This is a genomic window from Aminobacter sp. 01T433 (assembly GCF_056398585.1).
The window spans coordinates 583431-607735 of record NZ_JBFTPR010000005.1 but is presented as its reverse complement, the minus strand read 5'-3'; the positions used below and the strand labels follow the sequence as shown (position 1 = coordinate 607735).

Here is a 24305-nt window from a genome sequence, read left to right as displayed (position 1 = left end):
GCTCAGTCGCCTCGGCTTTCACCGCCAGCCGCCGCAAGGCCCGGGCTTGGGGGCTCATCACCCAGCAGGAGAACCGACCTCCCACCAGCCCGGCACCGGCGCTTCCCCCCGAGCCCGGTGCGCACCGGGGTCCCGTGGAAGATCGCGAGATAATGATACGGYAGGTGGAGRGGGCGTGGARAAACAGGGCCGGCTATCCACGCTTGWTGCTGACARATGSTGACAGATCGAGCGCCGCCCGGGTCGATCTCTGGCGATATACGCCATCTGCCGTATTTCCCTGACTGAAGCTGCGGGGCATGTCGCCAAGCTGCAGGGTTCTCCTTGCAGTCGAAAATAGCGAAGGAGCAGAGGCGAATGAAATTGATGACGTTTGGGGCGGCGTGGCTGATTGCCGTGTCCACCAGTGCCGCACTGGCTGCGGATGCCACATCCGTGGCCCAGCCGGCGGGCGCCTTCGTCTGGACCGGCGGATATGCCGGTGTGCAGGCCGGTCATCTCTGGGGCAATGGGCGGACGACGGCTGCAACCGGCTGGAATTCCGAGCCCGATGTCGATGGTTGGCTTGGCGGCGTTTATGCCGGCTACAACCATCAACTGGCGAACCAGGTGGTGATCGGTGTCGAAGCCGACCTCACGGTCGGCAATGCCGATGGTTTCGGGCAGGCCTATGATCCCTGGGGTATCCCTCTTCCGCCACCCGAGATCGGCGACGTGTATGAGCTCAACTGGTCCGGCGCGGCGCGCGTGAAGGTCGGTTACGCGATGGACCGGCTGCTGCCCTATGTCGCCGGCGGCGTTGCCTTCGCTGACATCAACGTCCATGCCATCGACGATGGCTTTCCGATCAGCCCGGTCATGGGCGACACGATGGTCGGATGGACTGTTGGTGCCGGTGTCGAGTACGCCTTTACCGACAATCTCATCGGCCGCGTCGAGTATCGCTATACGGATTTCGGCGATTTCGATCTGACGCCGCTCGCAACCGCGGAGCTTAAGACACACGACGTTCGGTTCGGCGTCGCCTACAAGTTCTGAGAGCGGGCACGGCTGCAAACCCCGGCCTCGCGCCGGGGTTTTTTATTGGGGTGCTGCCTGCTAGGCCGAAAGAAATCAGCTCCATTCGTGGAAAAAGTTCCACGCAACGCACGAGCCGGAGCGCGGCAATCCGGCCATCTTTCAGGTGCTAATCCGACCTCCATACGCGGCCCTTGATGCCCGCGCCGACCCCGGAACTGTTGCCGCAAGGCTACAGGCAGAGCCGAAAGCCGCCCCTGAAACGATCGATCGGGTGTCCAAAGCCGGTAGTTGTGATATGTATTAGGTGGGGCTGATATGGAGCGTTGCCGTGAAACGAGTGTTCCTTACTTCCGCATTTTTGCTTGGCCTTGCTGGCGTGGCTTCCGCGGCCGACATGCCGGTGGTCGAGGCCCCACCTGTGCCTATTGAGGTTGCGCCACCCATTTTCAGCTGGACCGGCGGTTATTTCGGCGTGCAGACAGGCTATCTCTGGGGCGACGGGTCGTTCGGCGTTCAGGGCCTGCCGGGCCTTTCCGCCGATGGCAGTATCGATGGCTGGCTCGGCGGCATCTATGCCGGCTACAACTACCAGTTCACCAACAATGTCGTGCTCGGCGTGGATGGCGATATCGCCTGGACCAATGCCGACGGCTTTGGCGAGGCAGCGCTCAACGGCGTGACCGGGCCGCTCGATGCCGGCGTTGACTATCAGCTCAACTGGACCGGCGCCCTACGTATGAAGGCAGGCTATGCCATGGATCGGTTCTTGCCCTATATCGCCGGCGGCCTGGCTTTTGGCAGTGTCGATGCCACCAGGTTCACCGCCGCGGGTGTGACTGCGGCCTCGGCCGACGACACGATGGTCGGCTGGACGATCGGCGCCGGCCTCGAATACGCATTTACCGACGCATTGATCGGTCGGTTCGAATACCGCTACACGGATTTCGGCAATTTCGATATGTCCGACGGGCTGGCTGCCGGCGAGGTCGGGGTGACGACCAACGACGTCCGCGTCGGTCTCGCCTACAAGTTCTGATCAGGCTTTTGCCGACCCAAAACCCCGGCCTCGTGCCGGGGTTTTTGTTGGTTGGGAGATCGCATGGCAAATACCCCCACCCCTAACCCCTCCCCACAAGGGGGAGGGGGACTTTTCGGCACCTGAAGTTCATCGATTGGTGAAAACGGCGGCGAGGGCATTCCCCTCCCCCTTGTGGGGAGGGGTAAGGGGTGGGGTGCAAAGCCGGCCGCTATTCAGCCACCATCCCTCAGATCATAGACATACATGACGAAGGTTTCCGCCGGGCCGGCGGGTTCCTTGCGCGCGGCGTAAAGGGCGCGGGCAGGCACGTTGTCGAGTTCGGTGCCGAGTCAGGCTTCCTCGCAGCCTGCCTCGCGGCCGGCGGCGAAGAGCGCGTCCATCAGGAGGTTGGCGATGCCGCGGCGTTGCCACGCGGGCGAGACACCGACCTCGTCGACATCTCTTTGTGGAGCATGATCTTATCCGAAAACCGGTTCCCACTTTTCGGGATCATGCTCGCAAGCTCCGTCGGCTTGTCGGGATGGCGATGGACCATGCCGGCCGCCTGCGCCACAACCTGGCCATCATCGAGGGCCACGAAAAGAAGATGGCCTGGGGAAGCAAGGCAAGCCGCACAGCGCCGCGCGTCCCATTGGACGCGCAAAGGACGCTGTGGCAGTTATGAGTGGTGCATGATCCTTTCCCAAAATCGGAACCGATTTTGGGGATCATGCACTGGCCTGACAGGATCGACCGCTTCGTCGAAGACGCCGGCGGCGACATTGTCGAGCAGGTACGCGTCGCCGGGAGAAAGTCTGCGGATTTCGACTGACGTCATCACGCTTCTTCACCTTTTCTTCATAAGGCCGTCACAAAACTTTGACGTTTACGTAAATCCCGTTGTTTCTAACCGATTGAAATAGTTGAGGTCGAAATAATCGGTTGAATATTTTTGGCCACGGAGCTATTGCGAGCCGCTATTTCTGGCTGCATTCTCGCAGCCTCTCTGGCCCAAACCTACTCCACCCCGCCGCCACGGCGTCGTTAAAGGCAAAGGGAATTCCTTCATGGCACGCAACAAGATAGCCCTCATCGGCTCCGGCATGATCGGCGGCACGCTCGCCCATATGATCGGTCTCAAAGACCTCGGCGACGTGGTTCTGTTTGATATTGCCGAAGGCACCCCGCAGGGCAAGGGCCTCGATATCGCCCAGTCCTCGCCGGTCGACGGCTTCGACTCGCGCTTCACCGGCGTCAACGATTATGCCGGCATCGAAGGTGCCGATGTCTGCATCGTCACCGCAGGCGTGCCGCGCAAGCCCGGCATGAGCCGCGACGACCTGCTTGGCATCAACCTCAAGGTGATGGAACAGGTTGGCGCCGGCATCAAGAAGTATGCCCCCAAGGCGTTCGTCATCTGCATCACCAACCCGCTCGACGCCATGGTCTGGGCGCTGCAGAAGTTCTCGGGCCTGCCCAAGAGCCACGTCGTCGGCATGGCCGGCGTGCTCGATTCGGCGCGCTTCCGCCACTTCCTGGCCGAAGAGTTCAAGGTTTCGGTCGAAGACGTCAGCGCCATGACGCTCGGCGGACACGGCGACGACATGGTGCCGATGGTGCGCTATTCGACGGTTGCCGGCATTCCGCTGCCGGACCTCATCAAGATGGGCTGGACCAGCCAGGAAAAGCTCGACGCCATCGTCGAGCGCACCCGCAAGGGTGGCGGCGAGATCGTCGGCCTGCTCAAGACCGGTTCGGCCTATTACGCGCCGGCATCTTCGGCGATTTCCATGGCTGAGGCCTATCTCAAGGACAAGAAGCGCGTGCTGCCTTGCGCAACGCATCTGTCGGGCCAGTATGGCATCAAGGACATGTATGTAGGCGTGCCGGTGGTGATCGGTGCTGGCGGCGTCGAGCGCGTCATCGAGATCGACTTCAACAAGGCCGAGCAGAAGATGTTCGAAAAGTCGGTCGAGGCCGTGAAGGGCCTTTGCGAAGCCTGCGTCGCTATCGCGCCGAACCTCGCCACGAAGTAAGGATCAAGCGCATGAACATCCACGAATATCAGGGCAAGCAGCTCTTGAAGGGTTTCGGTGCGCCCGTCGCTGACGGCGTGCCGGTGTTCAAGATCGAAGAGGCGGAAGCGGCGGCCAAGGCGCTGCCGGGTCCGCTTTATGTGGTGAAGAGCCAGATCCACGCCGGCGGCCGCGGCAAGGGCAAGTTCAAGGAGCTGCCGGCTGATGCCAAGGGCGGCGTGCGTCTGGCCAAGTCGATCGAAGAGGTCGTGGCGTTTTCCAAGGAAATGCTCGGCAACACGCTGGTGACCAAGCAGACCGGCCCGGCCGGCAAGCAGGTCAACCGCCTCTACATCGAAGACGGCGCCGACATCGATCGCGAGCTGTATCTGTCGATCCTGGTCGACCGTTCGGTCGGCCGCGTTGCCTTCGTGGTTTCGACCGAAGGCGGCATGGACATCGAGGCTGTCGCGCATGACACGCCCGAAAAGATCATCACCGTTGCGATCGACCCGGAAAAGGGCGTCACCGCAGACGACCTCAAGGCGCTGAACGCGGCATTGAAGCTTTCGGGCGAGGCAGCAAGCGACGGCGAAAAGCTGTTTCCGATCCTCTACAAGGCCTTTGTCGACAAGGACATGAGCCTGCTCGAGGTCAACCCGCTGATCGTCATGAAGAACGGCCGCCTGCGCGTGCTCGACGCCAAGGTGTCGTTCGACAACAACGCGCTGTTCCGTCACCCCGACGTGCTCGAGCTGCGCGACACCACCGAAGAAGACGCCAAGGAAATCGAAGCGTCGAAATATGACCTCGCTTATGTCGCGCTCGACGGCAACATCGGCTGCATGGTCAATGGTGCTGGTCTCGCCATGGCGACGATGGACATCATCAAGCTCTATGGTGCCGAGCCTGCCAACTTCCTCGACGTTGGTGGCGGCGCTTCCAAGGAGAAGGTGACGGCGGCGTTCAAGATCATCACCGCCGATCCGGCCGTGAAGGGCATCCTGATCAACATCTTCGGCGGCATCATGAAGTGCGACATCATCGCCGAAGGCGTGATCGCGGCCGTCAAGGAAGTCGGGCTCAAGGTTCCGCTGGTGGTTCGCCTCGAAGGCACCAATGCGGAACTCGGCAAGAAGATCATCAACGAGAGCGGGCTGAACGTCGTTTCCGCCGACGACCTCGACGACGCGGCGAAGAAGATCGTCGCCGCGGTGAAGGGAAACTGAGCCAATGTCCATTCTCATCGACAAGAACACCAAGATCCTGGTGCAGGGCCTGACCGGCAACACCGGTTCGTTCCACACCGAGCAGGCGCTGGCCTATCACGGCACCAAGATGGTCGGCGGCATCCACCCCAAGAAGGGCGGCGAAAAGTGGGACGGTTCCGTGCCGCTGCCGATCTTCTCGACGGTTGCCGAAGGCAAGGAAAAGACCGGCGCCAACGCGTCCGTGGTCTATGTGCCGCCGGCAGGTGCCGCTGCTGCGATCATCGAGGCGATCGACGCCGAGATCCCGCTGATCGTGTGCATCACCGAAGGCATCCCTGTCTCGGACATGATCAAGGTCAAGGCCCGTCTCGACCGCTCGACCTCGCGCCTGATCGGCCCGAACTGCCCGGGCATCGTCACGCCTGACCAGTGCAAGATCGGCATCATGCCGGGCAACATCTTCCGCAAGGGTTCGGTGGGCGTTGTTTCGCGCTCGGGCACGCTTACCTATGAGGCGGTGTTCCAGACAACGAATGCCGGTCTCGGCCAGTCGACGGCAGTCGGCATCGGCGGCGACCCAGTCAAGGGCACGGAATTCATCGACATGCTCGAGATGTTCCTGGCCGACGACGAAACCAAGTCGATCATCATGATCGGCGAAATCGGCGGTTCGGCCGAAGAGGACGCAGCGCAGTTCCTCATCGACGAAGCCAAGCGCGGCCGCAAGAAGCCGATGGCCGGCTTCATCGCCGGGCGCACAGCACCAGAAGGCCGCACCATGGGCCATGCCGGTGCTGTGATCTCCGGCGGCAAGGGCGGCGCGGAAGACAAGATTTCGGCTATGGAGGCAGCGGGCATCCGCGTGTCGCCATCGCCGGCACGTCTCGGCACCACACTGGTCGAGGCGATTAAGGGCTAAGGGCTAAGGCAATAGGGGAGTGGGGCAATAGGGCAGTAAGGTAATCGAACCTAATGCCCTACTGCCTTACTCCCCTACTCCCTTTTGACAAAGGAGACGGAGCCAGAGGCTCCGAGCGATAAGATGGCACGATCAGATCAGGCCAACGACCAATTTTCCCTCACTTCGTTCCTCTATGGCGGCAATGCCGACTATATCGAGGCGCTTCACGCCGCCTATCTCGATGACCCCGAAGCGGTCGATCCCGAGTGGCGCGATTTCTTTTCGGCGCTGAAGGACGACGCCGTCGACATCCGCAAGAACGCCAAGGGCGCTTCGTGGTCGACGCCGAGCTGGCCGCTGCAGGCCAATGGCGAACTGGTTTCCGCGCTCGACGGCAACTGGGGCATGGTCGAAAAGCTCATCGAAAAGAAGGTCAAGGACAAGGCTGTCGCCGCCGGCGCTGCCCCTTCGCCGACCGATGTGCTGCAGGCGACGCGCGATTCCGTGCGCGCGATCATGATGATCCGCGCCTACCGCATGCGCGGCCATCTGCACGCCAATCTCGATCCGCTCGGCATCGCCAAGCCGCTGGAAGATTATAACGAGCTGTCGCCGGAGGCCTATGGCTTCACCGAAGCCGACTATGACCGGCCGATCTTCATCGACCATGTGCTCGGGCTCGAATACGCGACCATCCGCGACATGCTCGAAATTCTCAAGCGCACCTATTGCTCGACGCTCGGCGTCGAGTTCATGCACATCTCCGATCCCGAGGAGAAGGCATGGATCCAGGCCCGCATCGAGGGTCCGGACAAGGCGATCGCCTTCACCGACGAAGGCAAGAAGGCGATCCTGCACAAGCTGGTCGAGGCCGAGGGCTTCGAGCAGTTCATCGACGTCAAGTACAAGGGCACCAAGCGCTTCGGCCTCGACGGCGGCGAAGCGCTGATCCCGGCGCTTGAGCAGATCCTCAAGCGCGGTGGTTCGCTCGGTCTCAAGGAGGTCGTGTTCGGCATGGCCCACCGCGGCCGCCTCAACGTGCTCAGCCAGGTGATGGCCAAGCCGCACCGTGCCATTTTCCACGAGTTCAAGGGCGGCTCCTACGCGCCTGACGACGTCGAAGGCTCGGGCGACGTGAAGTACCATCTCGGCGCTTCCTCGGACCGCGAATTCGACGGCAACAAGGTCCACCTCTCGCTGACCGCCAATCCCTCGCATCTCGAGATCGTCGATCCGGTGGTGATGGGCAAGGCGCGCGCCAAGCAGGACCAGCTGTTTGGCCGTGCGCGCGGCGAGATCGTGCCGCAGGAAGAGCGCGCCAAGGTGATGCCGCTTCTGCTGCACGGCGATGCTGCGTTCGCTGGCCAGGGCGTGATCGCCGAAATCCTCGGCCTGTCTGGCCTGCGCGGCCATCGCGTTGCCGGCACGCTGCATTTCATCATCAACAACCAGATCGGCTTCACGACGAACCCGCGCTTCTCGCGCTCGTCGCCTTACCCGTCCGACGTTGCCAAGATGATCGAAGCGCCGATCTTCCACGTCAATGGCGACGATCCGGAAGCGGTGGTGTTCGCGGCCAAGGTCGCGACCGAATTCCGCATGAAGTTCCACAAGCCGGTGGTCGTGGACATGTTCTGCTACCGCCGCTTCGGCCACAACGAAGGCGACGAGCCTGCGTTCACCCAGCCGCTGATGTACCGCAACATCCGCACCCACAAGACCACGGTGCAGATCTATGCCGACAAGCTGATCGCCGATGGCCAGATGGCCCAGGCCGAGCTCGACAAGATGCGCGCCGACTGGCGTGCTCATCTCGAAACCGAGTGGGAGATCGGCCAGGCCTACAAGCCCAACAAGGCCGACTGGCTGGACGGTGCCTGGTCGGGCCTGCGCACGGCCGACAACCAGGACGAACAGCGTCGCGGCAAGACCGCGATGCCGGTCAAGACGCTGAAGGAAATCGGCAAGAAGCTGACCGAGGTGCCTGCCGATTTCGAGGCGCACAAGACGATCAGCCGTTTCCTCGAAACGCGCCGCAAGATGATCGAATCGGGCGAAGGCATCGACTGGTCGACGGCGGAAGCGCTGGCGTTCGGCTCGATCCTGCTCGACGGCAACCCGATCCGCCTTTCCGGCCAGGATTCCGAGCGCGGCACGTTCTCGCAGCGCCACTCGGTGCTCTACGACCAGAGGGACGAGACGCGCTACATCCCGCTCAACAATCTGTCGGCGGCACAGGCCGGTTATGAGGTCATCAACTCGATGCTCTCCGAAGAGGCCGTGCTCGGCTTCGAATATGGCTATTCGCTTGCCGAGCCCAAGGCGCTGACGCTTTGGGAAGCGCAGTTCGGCGACTTCGCCAACGGCGCGCAGGTGGTGTTCGACCAGTTCATCTCGTCGGGCGAACGCAAGTGGCTGCGCATGTCGGGTCTCGTCTGCCTTCTGCCGCATGGCTATGAGGGCCAGGGTCCGGAGCATTCGTCGGCACGTCTTGAACGCTTCCTGCAGCTTTGCGCTGAAGACAACATGCAGGTGGCCAACGTCACGACGCCGGCCAACTACTTCCACATCCTGCGCCGGCAGCTGAAGCGCGACTTCCGCAAGCCGCTGATCCTGATGACGCCGAAGTCGCTGCTGCGCCACAAGCGGGCCGTGTCTTCGCTGTCGGAGATTTCGGGCGAAAGCTCGTTCCACCGTCTTCTGTGGGACGACGCCCAGTATCTCGACAACGAGCCGATCAAGCTGGTCAAGGATTCGAAGATCCGCCGCGTCGTGCTCTGCACCGGCAAGGTCTATTACGATCTCTATGAGGAGCGCGAGAAGCGCGGCATCGACGACATCTATCTGTTGCGCGTCGAGCAGCTCTATCCGTTCCCGGCCAAGGCGCTGATCACCGAACTCAGCCGCTTCCGCAACGCGGAAATGGTATGGTGCCAGGAAGAGCCCAAGAACATGGGCGCGTGGTCGTTCATCGATCCGTATCTGGAATGGGTGCTCGCCCATATCGACGCCAAGCACCAGCGCGTTCGCTACACCGGCCGTCCGGCCGCCGCCTCTCCGGCGACGGGCCTGATGTCCAAGCACCTGGCGCAGCTCCAGGCATTCCTCGACGACGCCCTCGGCGAATAACTTAAAGAACGGACAGGCAAAAAATGGCTACCGAAATCCGTGTCCCTACCCTCGGCGAATCCGTCTCCGAGGCAACGATCGGCAAGTGGTTCAAGAAGGCCGGCGACGTGATCGCCGTCGATGAGCCCTTGGTTGAACTCGAGACCGACAAGGTCACCATCGAAGTGCCGGCACCTTCCGCCGGCGTGCTGGTCGAGCTGACCGTCAAGGAAGGCGAGACCGTTGGCGTTGGCGCGCTTTTGGGCACCATTGCCGCCGGTGACGGCGCTGTGGCTGCTGCAAAGCCCGCAGCGGTGGCTCAGGCTTCGGCTTCGACCGTCAAGGAAGCCGTGGCGCAGACCGCTTCGGTGGCCGGCGCACCGGCTATCGAAGAGCGCAAGATGCCGCCGGCACCGGCTGCAGCCAAGCTGCTTGCCGAGACCAACCTGTCGGTCGATCAGGTTGCCGGTTCGGGCAAGCGCGGCCAGGTGCTGAAGGGCGACGTGCTCGACGCCATCACCAAGGGCATTTCCGCGCCCGCCGCAGCTCCGGTTGCTGCCCCAGTGGTAGCCCGCGCCCCTTCGAGCGCTGTCGATGCACCGCGCGAAGAGCGCGTGCGCATGACCAAGCTGCGCCAGACGATCGCGCGCCGCCTCAAGGAAGCGCAGTCGGCGGCTGCCATGCTGACCACCTTCAACGAGGTCGACATGAGCGCCGTGATGGCGCTGCGCACCAAGTACAAAGACGTCTTTGAAAAGAAGCATGGGGTGAAGCTCGGCTTCATGGGCTTCTTCACCAAGGCGGTGACGCATGCACTGAAGGAAATCCCGGCCGTCAACGCCGAGATCGATGGCACCGACATCATCTACAAGAACTTCGCCCATGTCGGCGTCGCCGTCGGCACCGAAAAGGGCCTGGTGGTTCCGGTCGTGCGCGATGCCGACCAGATGTCGATCGCCGAGATCGAAAAGGAAATCGGTCGCCTCGGCCTTGCCGCACGCGATGGCAAGCTGTCGGTTGCCGACATGCAGGGCGGCACCTTCACCATCTCCAATGGTGGCGTCTACGGTTCGCTGATGTCGACGCCGATCCTGAATGCGCCGCAGTCGGGCATTTTGGGCATGCACAAGATCCAGGACCGTCCGGTCGTGGTCGGCGGGCAGATCGTCATCCGTCCGATGATGTATCTGGCGCTTTCCTACGATCACCGCATCGTCGACGGCAAGGAAGCCGTGACCTTCCTGGTGCGCGTCAAGGACAGCCTGGAAGATCCGGAGCGTCTGGTTCTCGACCTCTGAGGCTGAGGCGTATAGAGCGGGTTTGAACAAACCCGCTCTACGGTGTGTGATATTCAGGTGATGCCGGCTTGCAAATGGCGGTTTCCTGCGCTTCCGGTACTCACGTACTTAAATGTACGCTCCGTTCCGGTTCTCGGAATCCACCATTTTCAGCTCGGCCTGACCTGAATCGCGACACACCGTTAGTCCGCTAGACGAAAGAACCGGATCATGGCTTTCGAACCGGAAATTCCCCCAATCCAGGTGCATCTGTGCGTCAAGGGCGGCAAGGCCGCGATCGCCTTCTACGAAAAGGCGTTCGACGCGGTCGAGACCTTCGAGCAGATGGCCGATGACGGGGTTCGCGTGATGCATGCGAACCTTGCCATGTTCGGCGGCGAAGTGATGCTGCACGACGAGTTTCCCGAATTCGGCGCAGATGTGCTGTCGCCGCAGACGCGGGGCGGTGCCAGCATGACCGTCAACATCAATCTGAAGCTGCCGGGTGAAGTGGACGCCGCCGTCGAGCGCGCGGCGGCTGCCGGCGCCAGGATCACCATGCAGCCCGACGACATGTTCTGGGGCGCCCGCTACGCCAAGATCCAGGACCCGTTCGGCCATGTCTGGGCATTCAATGCAGCTTTGGGCAATGCGCTTTTGGGAGCGCCGGCGAAGGACGACAGGCCATGACGCAATACGCCTTTGAATTTGCCGGCCTGCTGGCGGTGTTTTCGGTGCTGATGGTGGTGCCGGGCGCGGACTTCGTCATGGTGGTGCGCCAGAGCGTGGTGCATGGCCGCCGTGCCGCCATCATCACCAGCTTCGGCATCGGCGTATCGCTGCTGTTCCATGTCAGCTATACCATTTTGGGCATCGGACTGATCGTGTCGAAGTCGCTGCTGCTGTTTTCCCTGATCAAGTGGGCGGGTGCTGCCTATCTGCTTTATCTCGGCATCAAGGCGTTGCGCGCCGGCCCGATGGAGCTGGCTTCAGTCGATGTGCAGGATGGTGGCGACCAGGCCAAGGAAATTTCGGCCGTGCGCTGCTTCCTGACGGGCTTCGTCACCAACGCGCTCAACCCCAAGGCGGTGCTGTTTTTCCTGCCGTTGTTTACCGCGATGGTCAGCCATGAGACGCCCGCTGCGGTGAAGGGTGTGTATGGCCTGCTGATGGCGGTGGTGTTGATCGCATGGTTCGTCGGCGTGTCGATGTTCTTCACCATGGCCTCGGTGCGCGAGCGCTTCGTTGCCTGGGGCCGCTGGTTCAACAAGGCGACTGGCATGATCTTCATCGGGCTTGGCCTGAAGCTCGCCACGGTACAGGCTGGCTGATGCGGCTGGCAACGCTCATTTCGGCTGTGGCGATGGCGTCGGCGACGACGGCCCATGCGGCATGCCCGATCGAGCTTGCTGTCTATGGCGACCGCGACAAGGTCGCCGAGATCGACTTCAGGCCGACGCTGGAATCGGCTGTCGTGACCAACAGCTTCAAGATGGTGCTGGACGGTGACGTCGTGCTCGACGGCGTTGTGATGTGGTCGCAGGACGTGGCACGGCCGAACGGCATGCTGATGCACCAGTGCCCGGAAGGCGACGCGACCGGCGAGGAGATCGCGGCCTGCACGGTGTGGCAGGGCGTGATCTACAGCGTTGACGAGCAAGGCAATGTTGGGCTTTTGCCACGTGAACGCACCGAGGCGGCAGCACCGAAAAAACTTGTTTTCTCCGACCTCGGCCATTCGCTCAGGACCTCCGCTGCCTATGGCCCGCAAGGGTTTTCCAAGGTGCCGGGGGACGTTTTCGAGTTAAAGGGGTGCCAGGAATGAGTGCTTTAGGCAAAGTTCTGCTGGTGACCGGCGGCAGCCGCGGCATCGGTGCCGCCATCTGCCGGTTGGCCGCCAAGGCCGGGTACCGCGTTGCGGTCAACTATGCGTCGAACAAGAATGCCGCCGATGCGCTGGTCGCCGAGATCAAGGCTGCCGGCGGCGAGGCGTTTGCCGCCAAGGGCGATGTCGGCAACGAGGCTGACGTGCTTGGCATGTTCAAAGCTGTCGACGCCGCCTATGGCCGGCTCGACGCTTTCGTCAACAATGCCGGCATCGTCGACGTGAAGGCCCGTGTCGACCAAATGGATCTGGCGCGGCTGGAGCGCATGATGCGCATCAACGTCGTTGGCTCGATCCTGTGCGCCCGCGAGGCGGTTAAGCGCATGTCGAGCCTGCATGGTGGTGCGGGTGGTGCGATCGTCAACATCTCGTCGGCGGCAGCGACGCTCGGTTCGCCCGGCGAATATGTCGACTATGCCGCGTCGAAGGGCGCGATCGACACCTTCACCATTGGGCTTGCCAAAGAGGTTGCGACCGAGGGCGTGCGCGTCAATGCGGTGCGCCCAGGCATCATCGACACCGAAATCCACGCCTCAGGCGGACAGCCGGACCGCATCGCTGCGATTCGCGGTTTCGTGCCGATGAAGCGCGAAGGCAAGGCCGAAGAAGTCGCACATGCCGTCATCTGGCTTTTGTCGGATGAGGCATCATATACGACGGGCTCAATTTTGAACGTGAGTGGCGGCCGCTGACCGCCCCAGGCAAGAAGGACAGAACAATGGCATATGACGTCGTCGTTATCGGATCGGGCCCAGGCGGCTATGTGTGCGCCATCAAGGCTGCACAGCTCGGATTGAAGGTCGCCGTGGTCGAGAAGAACGTGACCTTCGGCGGCACCTGCCTGAACATCGGCTGCATTCCCTCCAAGGCGCTGCTGCACGCCTCGGAAATGCTGGCCGAGGCGCAGCATTCCTTCGACGCGCTCGGCGTCGAGGTCGGCACGCCCAAGATGAACCTCAAGAAGATGATGGCGCACAAGGATACGACGGTTGCCTCCAACGTGAGCGGCGTGTCGTTCCTGTTCAAGAAGAACAAGATCGACAGCTTCAGGGGCACCGGCAAGGTGGTTGCCGCCGGCAAGGTTGCCGTCATTGGCGAGGACGGCAAGGTCGAGGAGATCGAGACCAAGAACATCGTGATTGCCACCGGCTCCGACGTTGCCGGCATTCCAGGCGTCGACGTCGCCTTCGACGAGAAGGTGATCATCTCGTCCACGGGTGCGCTGTCGCTGGAAAAGGTGCCGGGCCATCTGGTGGTTGTCGGCGGCGGTGTCATCGGCCTTGAGCTCGGCTCGGTGTGGGCACGCCTCGGCGCCAAGGTGACGGTGGTCGAATATCTCGACACCATCCTGGGCGGCATGGACGGCGACGTTGCCAAGCAGTTCCAGCGCATGCTGGCCAAGCAAGGTTTCGAGTTCAAGCTCGGCTCCAAGGTGACAGGTGTCGCCAAGGCCAAGAAGGGCGCTGTCGTGACCTTCGAACCGGTCAAGGGCGGTGCGGCGGAAACCATCGAGGCCGACGTTGTTCTGGTCGCCACCGGCCGTAGGCCCTACACCGACGGCCTCGGCCTGAAGGAAGCCGGCGTTGAGATGGACGAGCGCGGCCGGGTCAAGACCGACGGCCACCTGCGCACCAACGTCGCTGGCATCTATGCCATCGGCGACGTGGTCGCTGGCCCGATGCTGGCGCACAAGGCCGAAGACGAGGGTGTTGCGGTCGCTGAGATCATCGCCGGCCAGGCCGGTCATGTGAATTACGACGTCATCCCCGGCGTGGTCTACACCAGCCCGGAAGTCGCCTCGGTCGGCAAGACCGAAGAAGAACTCAAGAAGGCAGGCATCGCCTACAAGGCGGGAAAATTCCCGTTCACCGCCAACGGGCGTGCCCGCGCCATGCTGCACACCGACGGCTTTGTGAAGGTGCTGGCCGACAAGGACAGCGACAAGGTGCTGGGCGTGCATATCGTCGGCTTCGGTGCCGGCGAGATGATCCACGAGGCAGCGGTGCTGATGGAGTTCGGCGGTTCGTCGGAAGATCTCGGCCGCACCTGCCACGCGCATCCGACGATGTCGGAAGCGGTGAAGGAGGCAGCGCTCGCCACCTTCTTCAAGCCGATCCACATGTAGGACCAGCGAACATCATCAAAAACGAAACGGCCCGCTCGATGAGCGGGCCGTTTGCGTTTGAGGGTATGGACCTCAGTTTGCGGGGGCTGCCGGGGCAGGTGCCGTGGTGGTGCCGCCGGATGGCGCTGCGGGGGCCGTGGTGGTGCCGCCAGAAGGCGCGGCGGGGGCAGGGGCCATCGTGCCGGAAGGTGCTGGCGCTGGCGCGGCTGGTGCGGTCGTTGATGGGGCAGGTGCGGTTGCGGCCGGTGGCTCGACGACCGGAGCTGCCGCGCGCTTGGGCCCAAAGATATAATAGGCCACGGCGGCGAGCAACACGACGATGATTGCTATGAGCCACGTGCTACCCATGCCCGACTGGGGACGTACTGGATCTGGATTGTTCACCATTGAGATCTCCCTCAGCTTGCGCTCCGCAATCGTTGCGTGAACATCACAATCAACGCGCGAAACGCATTTCGGTTTCACAATGACGTGAAGTTTTCGAAATGAACGTTCCAGAGGGGCGTTTTCGCCACGCCGTCAAGGCAGCGGAAGGGCGCTCGACTTAAGATGGCGGTGACCGCCACTGAGGGGGTGTTCGCCTGACGACGGGGAGTCAGCGGTCGGCGACGGTGACCGTGTAGCCGGCCTTGCGGAACAGCTCGACCAACCCGTCGGGGCCGGGCAGATGCAGCGCGCCGACAGCCATGAAGGCGTCGCCCTGGCTGACCAGCGGATCGGCGCGCTCGACCATGGTCTTGTTGCGCGTCGTCACCATAGCTTCTTCGAAGGCGGCGTAGCCGGAATCGTCAGAGCTGCCGCTGGGCAAGGCGTTGCGGAACAGCGGCCAGAACATGCCGGTGTCGCCGCGCTCGTAGAGCACGACCATCGTTTCGATGACGTCGTCCATGCGGTTGCCGAGCTTGAGGGTCTCGACGAGACCCTTGATATGGAACTCCATCGGCAGCGAGGCCATGGCCGAAAGCTGGTCGGCGGCGGTCTCAAGGCCTTTGACGTCCTTGCCAGCGGCCTTGGCCTGCTGGGCGAGAAGAATGTCGAGCACCGGCGCGCCGCCTGCCTTGCGGGCAAGCTCGCAGGCCGGCAGGGCGACCATCGCCGACAGCATCCACGGCTTCATCTTGGTGACGCTGGTGGGCGGGATGCCGCGCGATTCGAGTGCGGAATTGACGATCTTGGCGTCTTCCGGCGACAGCAGCGAGGGCAGCGTCGTGGCATCGGTGAACATCATCAGCTCGGGCTGCTTCATCAGGCTGGCGAGCATGGCGTTCTGGTCGAGCACGTCGGTGGTCTCGATGACCAGCGTGTGCGCGCTGTCGAAAGCCGTTTGGGCGGCGGGCTCGAGCTTGGTGACGCGCGAGTCGGTGACATGCATGGTGCCATAGAGCCAGGACGGCTTTTGGCCCGGCTTTTCCAGTTTCCACAACAGGCCCTGGCCGTTGAGCGTGTCCTTCGCTTCAGTCTCGATTTTGGCCAGAAGCGTCGGATCGTTCTTGGCAAGCTCCGTCAGCATATCCGAGCCGGTGCAGGCGGGGGCTTCGGCATGCGCCTTACCGGCGAGCAGGAACGCCACCGTGAAGAACAAGATGAAGAACACCACGTTGAGTGCTGCAAGTAGCTTCAGCGAGAAAGTCGCGGCGCGGTCGGTGAAGTCGGTCGTGCGTCTCATGGTCATTTGTGTAGCCGCCAAAAGCGGCAAAACGGTTAATTCGGCAGCGACAATTGTTCGGCTTGGATGTCAGGCGCGCGGGTGGGCGGCTTCGTAGATCTCCAGCAGGCGGGCGGTATCGACGCCGGTGTAGATCTGGGTGGTCGACAAGGAGGCGTGGCCGAGCAGTTCCTGGATGGTGCGCAGGTCGCCACCACGGCCAAGAAGATGGGTGGCGAAGGAATGGCGCAGCGCATGCGGCGTTGCCGTGTCGGGCAGGTTCAAGGCCGAGCGCATCTTGCGCATGTCACGCTGGATGATCGCCGGGTCGAGCTTGCCGCCGCGCGCACCGCGAAACAGGGCGCCATTGGGGTCGAGATGATAGGGGCAAAGCCTGCGGTATTCGGCAACCGCTGCGAGCGCCACCGGAAGCACCGGCACGAGCCGGGTCTTGCCGCCCTTGCCTGATATGCGCAGCACGGTGTCGTCGGGCGAGGCCAGTTCGGTGGCGGTGAGATTGAGCGCTTCCGAAATACGCAGGCCAGCACCGTAGAGCAAGGTGAGCACGGCGGCGTTGCGCGCGGCGATCCATGGTTCTTCGGCAAGCTGTTCGCCCGCCGAGACGACGCGCTTGGCGTCAACAGCCGTCAGCGGCTTGGGCAGTGACTTCGGCTGCTTGGGTGCACGCAAGGCAGCGGAGCCTGCGGCATTGACCAGGCCCTGGCGCTCGAGAAAGCGCAGCAGCGAACGCACCCCGGCCAGTCCGCGTCCAAGCGTGCGGGCGCCGGCACCATTGGCGCGGCGGGAGGCGAGGAAGCCGCGCAGATCGGCTGGGCGCAGGTCGCGGATGTCGGCGATGCCGGGGGCTCCGCCGCAATGGCCGGTGAGGAATTGCAGGAACTGGCGCGTGTCGCGTTCATAGGCATCGACCGTCGCCGCCGACAGCCGTCGCTCGCCCGCAAGCGACTTCAGCCAGCCTTCGCGCGCCGACTGGAGGTCGGGTTTTGCGGCGATGAGGAATTCCTGCATTGGCAGCGGGTGTCCGATTGGAATATGGCAGTGTTGAACGAGTGAAGTTAGCAAGCAGTGAAGCAGGCGATGGCCAAACCCCAAAATCCTATCCAGATGGCCGTGATCGGCGCCGCCCACGGCATCAAGGGCGAGCTGCGCGTCAAGACATTTACCGGTGACCCGCTGGCCTTGGCCGACTATGGGCCGCTTTATGCCAAGGACGGCCGCGCCTTCGAGATCGCAGCCATCCGTCCGGCCAATGAGGTGGTGGTGGTGCGCTTCAAGGGTGTCAACGACCGCAATGCTGCTGAAGCGCTGACCAACACCGAGCTTTTCGTCGACCGTTCGGCACTTCCCGACGATGGCGAGGAGGGCGAGTTCTATCATACCGATCTGGTCGGGCTTGCGGTTCGCGACGAAAATGGCGAGCCGGTCGGCAAGGTGCTAGCCGTGCAGAATTTCGGCGGCGGCGACATTTTGGAAATCCAGTATCAGGGCCGCAGGGGCGTGCTGATCCCGTTCACCAATGCTGCGGTGCCGGTTGTCGACATATCAGGCGGCTTCGTTGGCATCGACACGGTTGCAGCTGGGCTGGTTGAGGATGAAGACGACGCGAACGCGCCTTCCGACGGCGAGTTCGAGCACAAAGGCCGTCCGCGTGGTCCGAAGGATGCCGGGGGCAATCGCTGATGTTCCGAGCCAGCGTTCTCACGCTTTATCCGGAGATGTTTCCGGGGGCGCTGGGGGTGTCCTTGGCAGGGCGGGCGATGGAGCGTGGCGACTGGGCGCTCGAAGCGGTGCAGATTCGCGACTTCGCCACCGACAAACACCGCACGGTTGACGACACGCCGGCAGGTGGCGGTGCAGGCATGGTGATGCGCGCCGATATTTTGGCGAAGGCGATCGACAGCGCTTCGCCCGAGGGCGATGGGCGCCCGCGCATCCTGATGAGCCCACGCGGCAAGCCGCTGACGCAAGAGCGCGTACGTGAGTTGGCAGCCGGGCCGGGGGCCGTGATCCTGTGTGGACGCTTCGAAGGTGTTGACCAGCGCGTCATCGACGCGCGCGAGCTGGAAGAGATTTCGGTCGGCGACTTCATTTTGTCAGGTGGCGAGCCAGCGGCGCTGGTGCTGCTCGATGCGGTCGTCAGGCTGTTGCCCGGGGTGATGGGCAACGAGATATCAGGCGACGAAGAGAGTTTTGAAGGCGGTCTGCTGGAGCACCCGCACTATACAAGGCCGCAGGAGTTCGAGGGCCGGGCCATCCCCGAGGTGCTGACCTCGGGCAACCACGGCAAGATCGCCAAATGGCGGCGCGCCGAGGCAGAGAAGCTGACGGCTGAGCGGCGGCCGGACCTTTGGGCTGGGCGGGCGGAGAAGAAGCGGTAGGTTTCGCTTCCGGCAGGCTGCTACCGGGTAGCCGACTTTTCTGCTGTTGCAAACTCTGACACTGCTGCCAGGTGATAGGGCTGGATAAGCGTCTCAGCGGGAATTCGCCAGTGCGTGTAGAGCCGCTGAATCATGTCCACGTTTAGCATGCGCTTGCGGTGCAGAATTTCAGAGGCCCGGGATGCCGAGCCCAAGACAATGGCCAGATCGCGCTGCTTGAGATCGCGCATTTCCATATAGGCAATGATGGCATTGATGGGGTCCGGTGCTTCGATCGGATAATGCCTGTCTTCGTAGGCCTCGATCAGCGTGGACAGAACATCAAAGCGCGCGGCGTCTGCGCTGCCGGGCTCGGGTTCGTTCTCAAAATATGTGGCGACCTCTGATATCGCCCACGCCAGATCGTCATCGTTTCGGATGGGGCGAATATTCTCCATCACACTTTCTCCACGTCTATCTTGTCGTACTCGGCATGGGTTCCGACAAACTTGATCAGCACGCGCTTGAATGAGTAGCTGACATGCGCCACCAGCCTGTATTTGTTGCCGGCGATGTCGAAGACAATGCGGTTGTCGGCGACGAAATCAACGTTTGCGCCGAAGTCGGTCTTCACTTCGGCCGGACCCGCCCAGGCCGCCTTACTGACAGCGTGATACCAAGCTGTCAGAGGACGTTCCGCTTGAGGGTGCTTTGCCCAGAATTCGCGAAGGGTCTTCTTGCTCAGTATCTGCACGCTTTCATATAGCGCTTTCCCAAAATGGGAACAAGGGCAACGTTCCCAATTTGGGAAATTTCTGGTTGGCGTTCACCCGAAGCGCCTGACGCCTCAGTCCTTCGTGAAATAGTAAAAAGCCAAAAACAGGCCGATGGCGACGACTAGGGCGCGGACGATGCCTTGGGGTACGCGGCGCGCGGTCCATACGCCGGCATAGCCGCCAAGCGCCACGCCCGGCACCATGATCGCCGCTGCCGTCCAGGCAACGACGCCGCCGGAGGCGAAGATGACGATGGCGACCGCGGCGATGACGATAGAGAGCAGGTTCTTGAGCGCGTTGAGGCGATGGTAGTCGCCGCCTTCGGTGAGGCCGAGGGTGGCCAGCATCATCACACCCATGCCGGCGCCGAAGAAGCCGCCATAGATCGCGGTGAAGAACTGGACGAAACGCCCGGCAAGCGAGGTGGGTGCGCCCTCAGGCCGGTCGGTGAGCTTTTTCGGGCGTAGCCAGGGACCGGCGGCAAACAGCGCGGTTGCGGCAAGCAGCAGCCATGGCACCAGCGCGCCGAAGGCGACATTGTCGAGCGACAAAAGCACGAGCGAACCGATCAGTGCGCCGATGGCCGAGATGACGGCGAGACCGAGCGCGCCGCGCCACATCAGGCGGATGTCCTTGAGATAGGCGTAGGTCGAGGTGATGTAGCCGGGGAACTGGGCGATAGACGAGGTGGCATTGGCCGAGATCGGTGGCAGGCCGGCCATGGTGAGGGCGCCGAAAGTCAAAAAGGTGCCGCCGCCGGCGATGGCGTTGACGACGCCCGACAGGAAGCCCGCGAGAAAGAGGATGCCGACGGTGATGAGGGACACGGGCTGCCTGTTTTGCTGGTGCGCTTTTGGGTCTGTAGGAAGCTGCGGCGAGCGATGCAAGCCATGGCTTGCCGATGGCGGCGGGATGGTCCAAGGTATATGAAGCAGCCACAATGCCTTGGCTGCACCGTCATGGTCGCAAAAAAGAAGCGGCAAAGGCGTGACAAATGGCTGAAATAGCGGTATGTGCCCGCCCGAACCGGACGAATAATCGACCGGACCCGTCAATAGTGACGGTGTAGTCGCCCCTGCCAGAAGACCCGCGAGGGAAGAAGGCATAACCGAGCGGTCATTGGAACTGCAAGGCGAGCGTTGGGCGCTCTGGCTGTCGGAAGAACAAGAAGTGGATTTTTGAGATGGATATCATCCGCCAGCTCGAGGCCGAACAGGCCGCCAAGATCGAAGCCAAGCGCGTCCTGCCTGAATTCCAGCCCGGCGACACCGTGCGCGTCCAGGTGCGCGTCACCGAAGGCACGCGTACCCGCGTCCAGGCCTATGAAGGCGTCGTGATCGCCCGCGCCGGCTCGGGCTTCCAGGAAAACTTCACCGTCCGCAAGATCTCTTATGGCGAAGGCGTGGAACGCGTGTTCCCGGTCTACTCGCCGATGATCGAGGGCGTCGAGATCGTCCGTCGCGGCAAGGTGCGTCGCGCCAAGCTGTACTACCTGCGCGATCGTCGCGGTAAGTCGGCTCGTATCGTCGAGAACACCGGCGTGCGCGCCCGCAAGCTGAACGACGCCGAGCGCGCAGCGCTGGTCGCCGAGAAGGCCCGTATCGAAGCCGAAAAGATTGCCGCAGCCCAGGCGCTGGCCGCCGAGAAGGCCGCTCAGGAAGCCGCCGAGAAGAAGGCAGCAGCCGAGGCCGCCAAGGCAGCTGAAGCAGCCGCTGAGCCGGCAGCCGAGTAATCATCGGCATAATGGTTTTCGAAAGGGCGGCTTCGGCCGCCCTTTTGCATTTTGGGGAGGCGCTTTTGGCGGGAACGATGCGGCCTCAGCGATAGACGGCCACGATCCAGCTCGTTTCACTGCCCAAGCCGCGGTCGCGAGGATGGTCAATGGCAGCCGAGGGGCAGGCGGCAAGGTTAGTCGCAGGCGCGCTCGATGTGGTCGTGTAGCTTGTAGCGCTTGAGCAGAACACCGGCTCGGACCGGATTGCCGACTGAAGGCCCCATAAAGCGAGGATGAACGGCCCGCAGAAGACAGCGGCCAAAGCCGACGACAGTAATCTGCTTCGCATGGTTGCCCGCATTCCCAATTGCTTCCCGACCGCTGACGGCCAAACCCGACCGTCAAGATAAGGCGTCATCGTAACGGTGGGACGCCGTTGACCCAGGCGATTGTCTCCGGCGTGTTTCATGGTCAATCGAAGCGATAGCCGAGAGGTATTTCGTTTCGGCCGGCAAAGACGCAAATAACAACTGTGAGACGAGGGTCCCGGTTGAGCGAGCATGCTTGCAACCCCGTGCGGGGAGTCTAAAGTCTGGCGCAAGTCGACCGGTGAAGCCGGTCTTGTGTTTTGGGGAACGCAATCATGAAGAATTTCAAACTGTCGCTGGCCGGCGCGCTGGCTGTCGTGCTTCTGCCCATTGTCGCCATGGCCCAGAACCTGCCGGATCTCGGCGGCAAGACCGTGGTTGTGGTGACGGAGAACGCCTATCCGCCGCTGCAGTTCGTCGATCCCAAGACCGGCAAGCAGATCGGCTGGGAATATGATGCCATGGACGAGATGGCCAAGCGGCTGAATTTCAAGGTCGAGTACCAGAACACCTCGTGGGACGCGATGATCCAGGCGGTGGCCGACGGCCAGTACCAGATCGGCATGACCGGCATCACCATCAAGGAAGACCGCAAGGAGAAGGTCGACTTCTCCGATCCCTATATCCATTCGGAAATGCGCATGCTGGTGCGTAGCGACGAAAGCCGCTTCACCGACCACAAGGGCTTCGCAGCTCTGAAGGACGGCCTGATCGCGGCACAGCCGGGCACGACGCCGTTTTTCGTGTCGGTCTATGACGTGCTCGACGGCAACGAGCAGAACCCGCGCATCAAGCTGTTTGAGACGTTTGGCGCGACCGTGCAGGCGCTGAAGACCGGCGATGTCGATCTGGTGCTGACGGACGGCGTGGCAGCGCAGGGTTATGTCGATGCCTCCGAAGGCAAGCTCAAGATCATCGGCGAACCGCTCGGCGGCGAGGATTTCGGTTTCATCTTCAAGAAGGGCTCGGATCTGGTTGCCCCCATCAACGCGGCGATCGCGGCGATGAAGGCCGACGGCACGATCGACGCGCTCAACAAGAAGTGGTTCCTCGACTACAAGATGGGGCAGTAGGCGACGACGTCTGGCGATACGGATTGATGTTCGTGCTCCACGTTGTCCTCCTCTGGCCTGCCGGCTCGGCGCTTCGCGCGTTCGCCACTCGAAAAGCCAAGCAATTGGCTTTTCGTCGCCTGCAGCGACCGCTTCTCACCCCCCTCACAGGGGGAGATCAGCTGGCATTGCCGATCTGATGGCGCAGTCCACGTCCCGTTCCGGCACGAAACCCGACTTTCCCTGGTGGCTGGTGGCTGGCGGGCTGATCGCTATTGCGGCAGGCGTCGCCATCGCCGCCAACGATCTCTACAGCCAGGTTTTTGCCGTCGTCACCAAGGGCCTCGGCATCACCGTCTTCGTCACCATCGTCGGCTTTGCCCTGGCCTCAGCGCTGGGGCTCGGCGTTGCCTTGATGGGGCTGTCCGGCTCGATCTGGCTGCGCCAGATTTCGCGCTTTTATGTCGAGATCATCCGCTCGGTGCCGATCCTGGTGCTGCTGTTTTGGGTGGCGTTTGTCGGCGCACCGGCTTGGGTGGCGTTCTGGAACTGGGCGACCGGGCCGCTGCAGGCGGCGGGACTTGTCGATCCGATGCAGGTGCGCGACTTCTCGTTGTTGTGGCGGGCGATCATCGCCTTGATGATCGCTTACTCGTCGTTCATCGCCGAAATCTTTCGGGCCGGCATCCAGGCCGTCGACGTCGGCCAGATCGAGGCGGCCAAGGCGCTCGGCCTGTCGCGCTACCGGCGCTTTCGCCACATCGTGTGGCCGCAGGCGTTCAAGACCATCCTGCCGCCCTACAGCAACGACTTCATCGCCATGGTCAAGGATTCCTCGCTGGTCTCGGTGCTCGGCGTCGCCGACATCACCCAGATGGGCAAGGTATATGCCTCGGGCTCGTTTCGCTTTTTCGAGACCTATTCCATCGTCGCCTATGTCTACCTGATCCTGACGGTTAGCCTGTCGCTGGCATTGCGCGCGCTGGAAAGGCGCCTGAGGCGAGGTTCCGAGCCGCGCGAGTAGAATGAGCGGATGGGCGGGTCTCGCTGTGGAACCTCGAGGCAACCCGGCGCGTTGGGGGCCGAACAAGCTTGAGGGGCCTCATGGAACAACTCGTCGAAGAATTCGGCCATCCCACCTACACCTCGTTTCCGGTGATCGTAGCCAGGCTTTTGCTGGCAACGATCTGCGGTGCTGCGATCGGATTCGAGCGCGAATGGCGCAATCGGCCGGCGGGCCTGAGGACACATGTGCTGGTGTGCGTGGCTGCGGCGACGTTTGGCATCCTCACCATCGAGATCGTGCATGCGCCGATGTTTGCGTCGGGTGCGATGAAAGAGGCGATCAAGGTCGATCCGATCCGCGCCGTCGAAGCGGTGACGGCCGGAGTTGCCTTCCTTGCCGCCGGCACCATCTTGTTTGCACGCGGGGAGGTCCAGGGACTGACCACCGGTGCCGGCATGTGGCTGGCCGGCGCAATCGGCCTCGCTGCAGGACTCGGCTTCTGGCAGATCGCAGGCTTCGGCACCTTCATGGTGCTTGTGGTGATGGGATTGATGCACTCGCTTGAAGTCAGGTTCAACCTGAGCGCAGACAAGAAGGACGAGCAACCCGCAGCACGGAAATCGCAGGCAAAGCCGAGGCGCAGCCAGGCGGGGTGACCCAGCACCAGCGGCGCCTCGGTCAGCAATTGCCCGAAGTCGAAAACATTGATATGAGCAGGCCATGGAAGAGCTCTTTGGAGATCCGGCCTACAAGGGTTTCGTGCTGCAGGACCACAAGCGCCTGCCGTCGCGTTTCTTTGCCCGGAT

25 protein-coding genes are annotated in these 24305 nt (G+C 62.5%); 18 read left to right on the top strand and 7 right to left on the bottom strand.

Annotated features, from left to right (window positions below):
- Nucleotides 1-357: 357 nt before the first annotated feature.
- Both AC1DLV_RS12285 and AC1DLV_RS12280 read left to right on the top strand, forming a co-directional pair.
- Nucleotides 358-1038 (top strand): outer membrane protein, encoded by a 681-nt coding sequence (locus AC1DLV_RS12285; protein WP_476800318.1) that lies wholly within the window; start codon nucleotides 358-360, stop codon nucleotides 1036-1038.
- A gap of 310 nt (nucleotides 1039-1348) precedes the next feature.
- A complete protein-coding gene (locus tag AC1DLV_RS12280; RefSeq protein WP_476800317.1) occupies nucleotides 1349-2056 on the top strand; it encodes an outer membrane protein in 708 nt (235 codons plus the stop codon).
- A gap of 332 nt (nucleotides 2057-2388) precedes the next feature.
- Here the strand turns inward: AC1DLV_RS12280 and AC1DLV_RS12275 are convergent, their stop codons facing one another.
- Nucleotides 2389-2454: a hypothetical protein gene (locus AC1DLV_RS12275; protein WP_476800330.1), complete on the bottom strand. Its 66-nt coding sequence runs from the start codon at nucleotides 2452-2454 to the stop codon at nucleotides 2389-2391.
- 651 nt (nucleotides 2455-3105) lie between these two features.
- Between AC1DLV_RS12275 and mdh the strand changes: the two genes are divergently transcribed.
- The 10 genes from mdh to lpdA all read left to right on the top strand — a co-directional run bounded on the left by mdh (nucleotide 3106) and on the right by lpdA (nucleotide 14560).
- Nucleotides 3106-4074, top strand: a complete 969-nt coding sequence (mdh, locus tag AC1DLV_RS12270) for a malate dehydrogenase (protein WP_476800316.1) — start codon at nucleotides 3106-3108, stop codon at nucleotides 4072-4074.
- An 11-nt stretch (nucleotides 4075-4085) separates the two neighbouring features.
- A complete protein-coding gene (gene sucC / locus AC1DLV_RS12265) occupies nucleotides 4086-5282 on the top strand; it encodes an ADP-forming succinate--CoA ligase subunit beta (protein WP_476800315.1) in 1197 nt (398 codons plus the stop codon).
- Nucleotides 5283-5286: 4 nt separating this feature from the next.
- Nucleotides 5287-6183: a succinate--CoA ligase subunit alpha gene (sucD, locus tag AC1DLV_RS12260; RefSeq protein ID WP_476800314.1), complete on the top strand. Its 897-nt coding sequence runs from the start codon at nucleotides 5287-5289 to the stop codon at nucleotides 6181-6183.
- Between the two features lie 123 nt (nucleotides 6184-6306).
- On the top strand, nucleotides 6307-9294 hold the full coding sequence (locus tag AC1DLV_RS12255) for a 2-oxoglutarate dehydrogenase E1 component (RefSeq protein ID WP_476800313.1): 2988 nt from the start codon (nucleotides 6307-6309) through the stop codon (nucleotides 9292-9294).
- Between the two features lie 23 nt (nucleotides 9295-9317).
- Nucleotides 9318-10571 carry a 2-oxoglutarate dehydrogenase complex dihydrolipoyllysine-residue succinyltransferase gene (odhB, locus tag AC1DLV_RS12250; RefSeq protein ID WP_476800312.1) on the top strand — a complete coding sequence of 418 codons (1254 nt, stop codon included), beginning with the start codon at nucleotides 9318-9320 and terminating at the stop codon, nucleotides 10569-10571.
- 210 nt (nucleotides 10572-10781) lie between these two features.
- Nucleotides 10782-11240: a VOC family protein gene (locus AC1DLV_RS12245; protein ID WP_476800311.1), complete on the top strand. Its 459-nt coding sequence runs from the start codon at nucleotides 10782-10784 to the stop codon at nucleotides 11238-11240.
- A complete protein-coding gene (locus AC1DLV_RS12240) occupies nucleotides 11237-11881 on the top strand; it encodes a LysE family transporter (protein ID WP_476800310.1) in 645 nt (214 codons plus the stop codon). The genes AC1DLV_RS12245 and AC1DLV_RS12240 overlap by 4 nt, the downstream gene beginning before the upstream one ends.
- Nucleotides 11881-12375, top strand: a complete 495-nt coding sequence (locus tag AC1DLV_RS12235; RefSeq protein WP_476800309.1) for a hypothetical protein — start codon at nucleotides 11881-11883, stop codon at nucleotides 12373-12375. Before AC1DLV_RS12240 ends, AC1DLV_RS12235 begins: the two co-directional genes overlap by 1 nt.
- Nucleotides 12372-13127 (top strand): SDR family oxidoreductase, encoded by a 756-nt coding sequence (locus AC1DLV_RS12230; protein ID WP_476800308.1) that lies wholly within the window; start codon nucleotides 12372-12374, stop codon nucleotides 13125-13127. The genes AC1DLV_RS12235 and AC1DLV_RS12230 overlap by 4 nt, the downstream gene beginning before the upstream one ends.
- A gap of 26 nt (nucleotides 13128-13153) precedes the next feature.
- Nucleotides 13154-14560: a dihydrolipoyl dehydrogenase gene (gene lpdA / locus AC1DLV_RS12225; RefSeq protein WP_476800307.1), complete on the top strand. Its 1407-nt coding sequence runs from the start codon at nucleotides 13154-13156 to the stop codon at nucleotides 14558-14560.
- 72 nt (nucleotides 14561-14632) lie between these two features.
- Here lpdA and AC1DLV_RS12220 read toward each other — a convergent pair whose 3' ends face one another.
- The 3 genes from AC1DLV_RS12220 to AC1DLV_RS12210 all read right to left on the bottom strand — a co-directional run bounded on the left by AC1DLV_RS12220 (nucleotide 14633) and on the right by AC1DLV_RS12210 (nucleotide 17234).
- The gene (locus AC1DLV_RS12220; RefSeq protein WP_476800306.1) at nucleotides 14633-14947 is read right to left on the bottom strand and encodes a hypothetical protein; all 315 of its coding nucleotides are present in this window, start codon (nucleotides 14945-14947) and stop codon (nucleotides 14633-14635) included.
- A gap of 208 nt (nucleotides 14948-15155) precedes the next feature.
- Complete coding sequence (locus AC1DLV_RS12215; RefSeq protein WP_476800329.1) at nucleotides 15156-16226, bottom strand: TraB/GumN family protein; 1071 nt, start codon at nucleotides 16224-16226, stop codon at nucleotides 15156-15158.
- 69 nt (nucleotides 16227-16295) lie between these two features.
- Entirely contained in the window at nucleotides 16296-17234 is a 939-nt protein-coding gene (locus AC1DLV_RS12210; RefSeq protein ID WP_476800305.1) for a tyrosine recombinase XerC, read from the bottom strand.
- A 69-nt stretch (nucleotides 17235-17303) separates the two neighbouring features.
- Between AC1DLV_RS12210 and rimM the strand changes: the two genes are divergently transcribed.
- Together rimM and trmD are read left to right on the top strand one after the other, a co-directional pair.
- Entirely contained in the window at nucleotides 17304-17906 is a 603-nt protein-coding gene (gene rimM, locus AC1DLV_RS12205; protein ID WP_476800304.1) for a ribosome maturation factor RimM, read from the top strand.
- Complete coding sequence (gene trmD, locus AC1DLV_RS12200) at nucleotides 17903-18604, top strand: tRNA (guanosine(37)-N1)-methyltransferase TrmD (protein WP_476800328.1); 702 nt, start codon at nucleotides 17903-17905, stop codon at nucleotides 18602-18604. The genes rimM and trmD overlap by 4 nt, the downstream gene beginning before the upstream one ends.
- A gap of 20 nt (nucleotides 18605-18624) precedes the next feature.
- Here the strand turns inward: trmD and AC1DLV_RS12195 are convergent, their stop codons facing one another.
- The 3 genes from AC1DLV_RS12195 to AC1DLV_RS12185 all read right to left on the bottom strand — a co-directional run bounded on the left by AC1DLV_RS12195 (nucleotide 18625) and on the right by AC1DLV_RS12185 (nucleotide 20186).
- Nucleotides 18625-19041: a helix-turn-helix domain-containing protein gene (locus tag AC1DLV_RS12195; protein WP_476800303.1), complete on the bottom strand. Its 417-nt coding sequence runs from the start codon at nucleotides 19039-19041 to the stop codon at nucleotides 18625-18627.
- On the bottom strand, nucleotides 19041-19337 hold the full coding sequence (locus tag AC1DLV_RS12190; RefSeq protein WP_476800302.1) for a type II toxin-antitoxin system HigB family toxin: 297 nt from the start codon (nucleotides 19335-19337) through the stop codon (nucleotides 19041-19043). The genes AC1DLV_RS12195 and AC1DLV_RS12190 overlap by 1 nt, the downstream gene beginning before the upstream one ends.
- Before the next feature lie 93 nt (nucleotides 19338-19430).
- Complete coding sequence (locus tag AC1DLV_RS12185) at nucleotides 19431-20186, bottom strand: sulfite exporter TauE/SafE family protein (protein WP_476800301.1); 756 nt, start codon at nucleotides 20184-20186, stop codon at nucleotides 19431-19433.
- Nucleotides 20187-20542: 356 nt separating this feature from the next.
- On the opposite strand from AC1DLV_RS12185, the gene rplS reads away from it, so the two are divergent.
- From rplS to AC1DLV_RS12165, 4 genes are all read left to right on the top strand, one after another.
- The gene (gene rplS / locus AC1DLV_RS12180; protein WP_476800300.1) at nucleotides 20543-21091 is read left to right on the top strand and encodes a 50S ribosomal protein L19; all 549 of its coding nucleotides are present in this window, start codon (nucleotides 20543-20545) and stop codon (nucleotides 21089-21091) included.
- A 625-nt stretch (nucleotides 21092-21716) separates the two neighbouring features.
- The gene (locus AC1DLV_RS12175; RefSeq protein WP_476800299.1) at nucleotides 21717-22514 is read left to right on the top strand and encodes a transporter substrate-binding domain-containing protein; all 798 of its coding nucleotides are present in this window, start codon (nucleotides 21717-21719) and stop codon (nucleotides 22512-22514) included.
- A gap of 178 nt (nucleotides 22515-22692) precedes the next feature.
- Nucleotides 22693-23517: an amino acid ABC transporter permease gene (locus AC1DLV_RS12170; protein WP_476800298.1), complete on the top strand. Its 825-nt coding sequence runs from the start codon at nucleotides 22693-22695 to the stop codon at nucleotides 23515-23517.
- Between the two features lie 80 nt (nucleotides 23518-23597).
- Nucleotides 23598-24155, top strand: a complete 558-nt coding sequence (locus tag AC1DLV_RS12165) for an MgtC/SapB family protein (protein ID WP_476800297.1) — start codon at nucleotides 23598-23600, stop codon at nucleotides 24153-24155.
- The last annotated feature ends 150 nt before the right edge of the window (nucleotides 24156-24305 follow it).

Coding starts and splice junctions, on each gene's coding strand:
- AC1DLV_RS12285 (WP_476800318.1), top strand. CDS start 358: ATGAAATTGATGACGTTTGGGGCGGCGTGGCTGATTGCCGTGTCCACC.
- mdh (WP_476800316.1), top strand. CDS start 3,106: ATGGCACGCAACAAGATAGCCCTCATCGGCTCCGGCATGATCGGCGGC.
- sucC (WP_476800315.1), top strand. CDS start 4,086: ATGAACATCCACGAATATCAGGGCAAGCAGCTCTTGAAGGGTTTCGGT.
- sucD (WP_476800314.1), top strand. CDS start 5,287: ATGTCCATTCTCATCGACAAGAACACCAAGATCCTGGTGCAGGGCCTG.
- AC1DLV_RS12255 (WP_476800313.1), top strand. CDS start 6,307: ATGGCACGATCAGATCAGGCCAACGACCAATTTTCCCTCACTTCGTTC.
- odhB (WP_476800312.1), top strand. CDS start 9,318: ATGGCTACCGAAATCCGTGTCCCTACCCTCGGCGAATCCGTCTCCGAG.
- AC1DLV_RS12245 (WP_476800311.1), top strand. CDS start 10,782: ATGGCTTTCGAACCGGAAATTCCCCCAATCCAGGTGCATCTGTGCGTC.
- AC1DLV_RS12240 (WP_476800310.1), top strand. CDS start 11,237: ATGACGCAATACGCCTTTGAATTTGCCGGCCTGCTGGCGGTGTTTTCG.
- AC1DLV_RS12235 (WP_476800309.1), top strand. CDS start 11,881: ATGCGGCTGGCAACGCTCATTTCGGCTGTGGCGATGGCGTCGGCGACG.
- AC1DLV_RS12230 (WP_476800308.1), top strand. CDS start 12,372: ATGAGTGCTTTAGGCAAAGTTCTGCTGGTGACCGGCGGCAGCCGCGGC.
- lpdA (WP_476800307.1), top strand. CDS start 13,154: ATGGCATATGACGTCGTCGTTATCGGATCGGGCCCAGGCGGCTATGTG.
- AC1DLV_RS12220 (WP_476800306.1), bottom strand. CDS start 14,947: ATGGTGAACAATCCAGATCCAGTACGTCCCCAGTCGGGCATGGGTAGC.
- AC1DLV_RS12215 (WP_476800329.1), bottom strand. CDS start 16,226: ATGAGACGCACGACCGACTTCACCGACCGCGCCGCGACTTTCTCGCTG.
- AC1DLV_RS12210 (WP_476800305.1), bottom strand. CDS start 17,234: ATGCAGGAATTCCTCATCGCCGCAAAACCCGACCTCCAGTCGGCGCGC.
- rimM (WP_476800304.1), top strand. CDS start 17,304: ATGGCCAAACCCCAAAATCCTATCCAGATGGCCGTGATCGGCGCCGCC.
- AC1DLV_RS12195 (WP_476800303.1), bottom strand. CDS start 19,041: ATGGAGAATATTCGCCCCATCCGAAACGATGACGATCTGGCGTGGGCG.
- rplS (WP_476800300.1), top strand. CDS start 20,543: ATGGATATCATCCGCCAGCTCGAGGCCGAACAGGCCGCCAAGATCGAA.
- AC1DLV_RS12175 (WP_476800299.1), top strand. CDS start 21,717: ATGAAGAATTTCAAACTGTCGCTGGCCGGCGCGCTGGCTGTCGTGCTT.
- AC1DLV_RS12170 (WP_476800298.1), top strand. CDS start 22,693: ATGGCGCAGTCCACGTCCCGTTCCGGCACGAAACCCGACTTTCCCTGG.
- AC1DLV_RS12165 (WP_476800297.1), top strand. CDS start 23,598: ATGGAACAACTCGTCGAAGAATTCGGCCATCCCACCTACACCTCGTTT.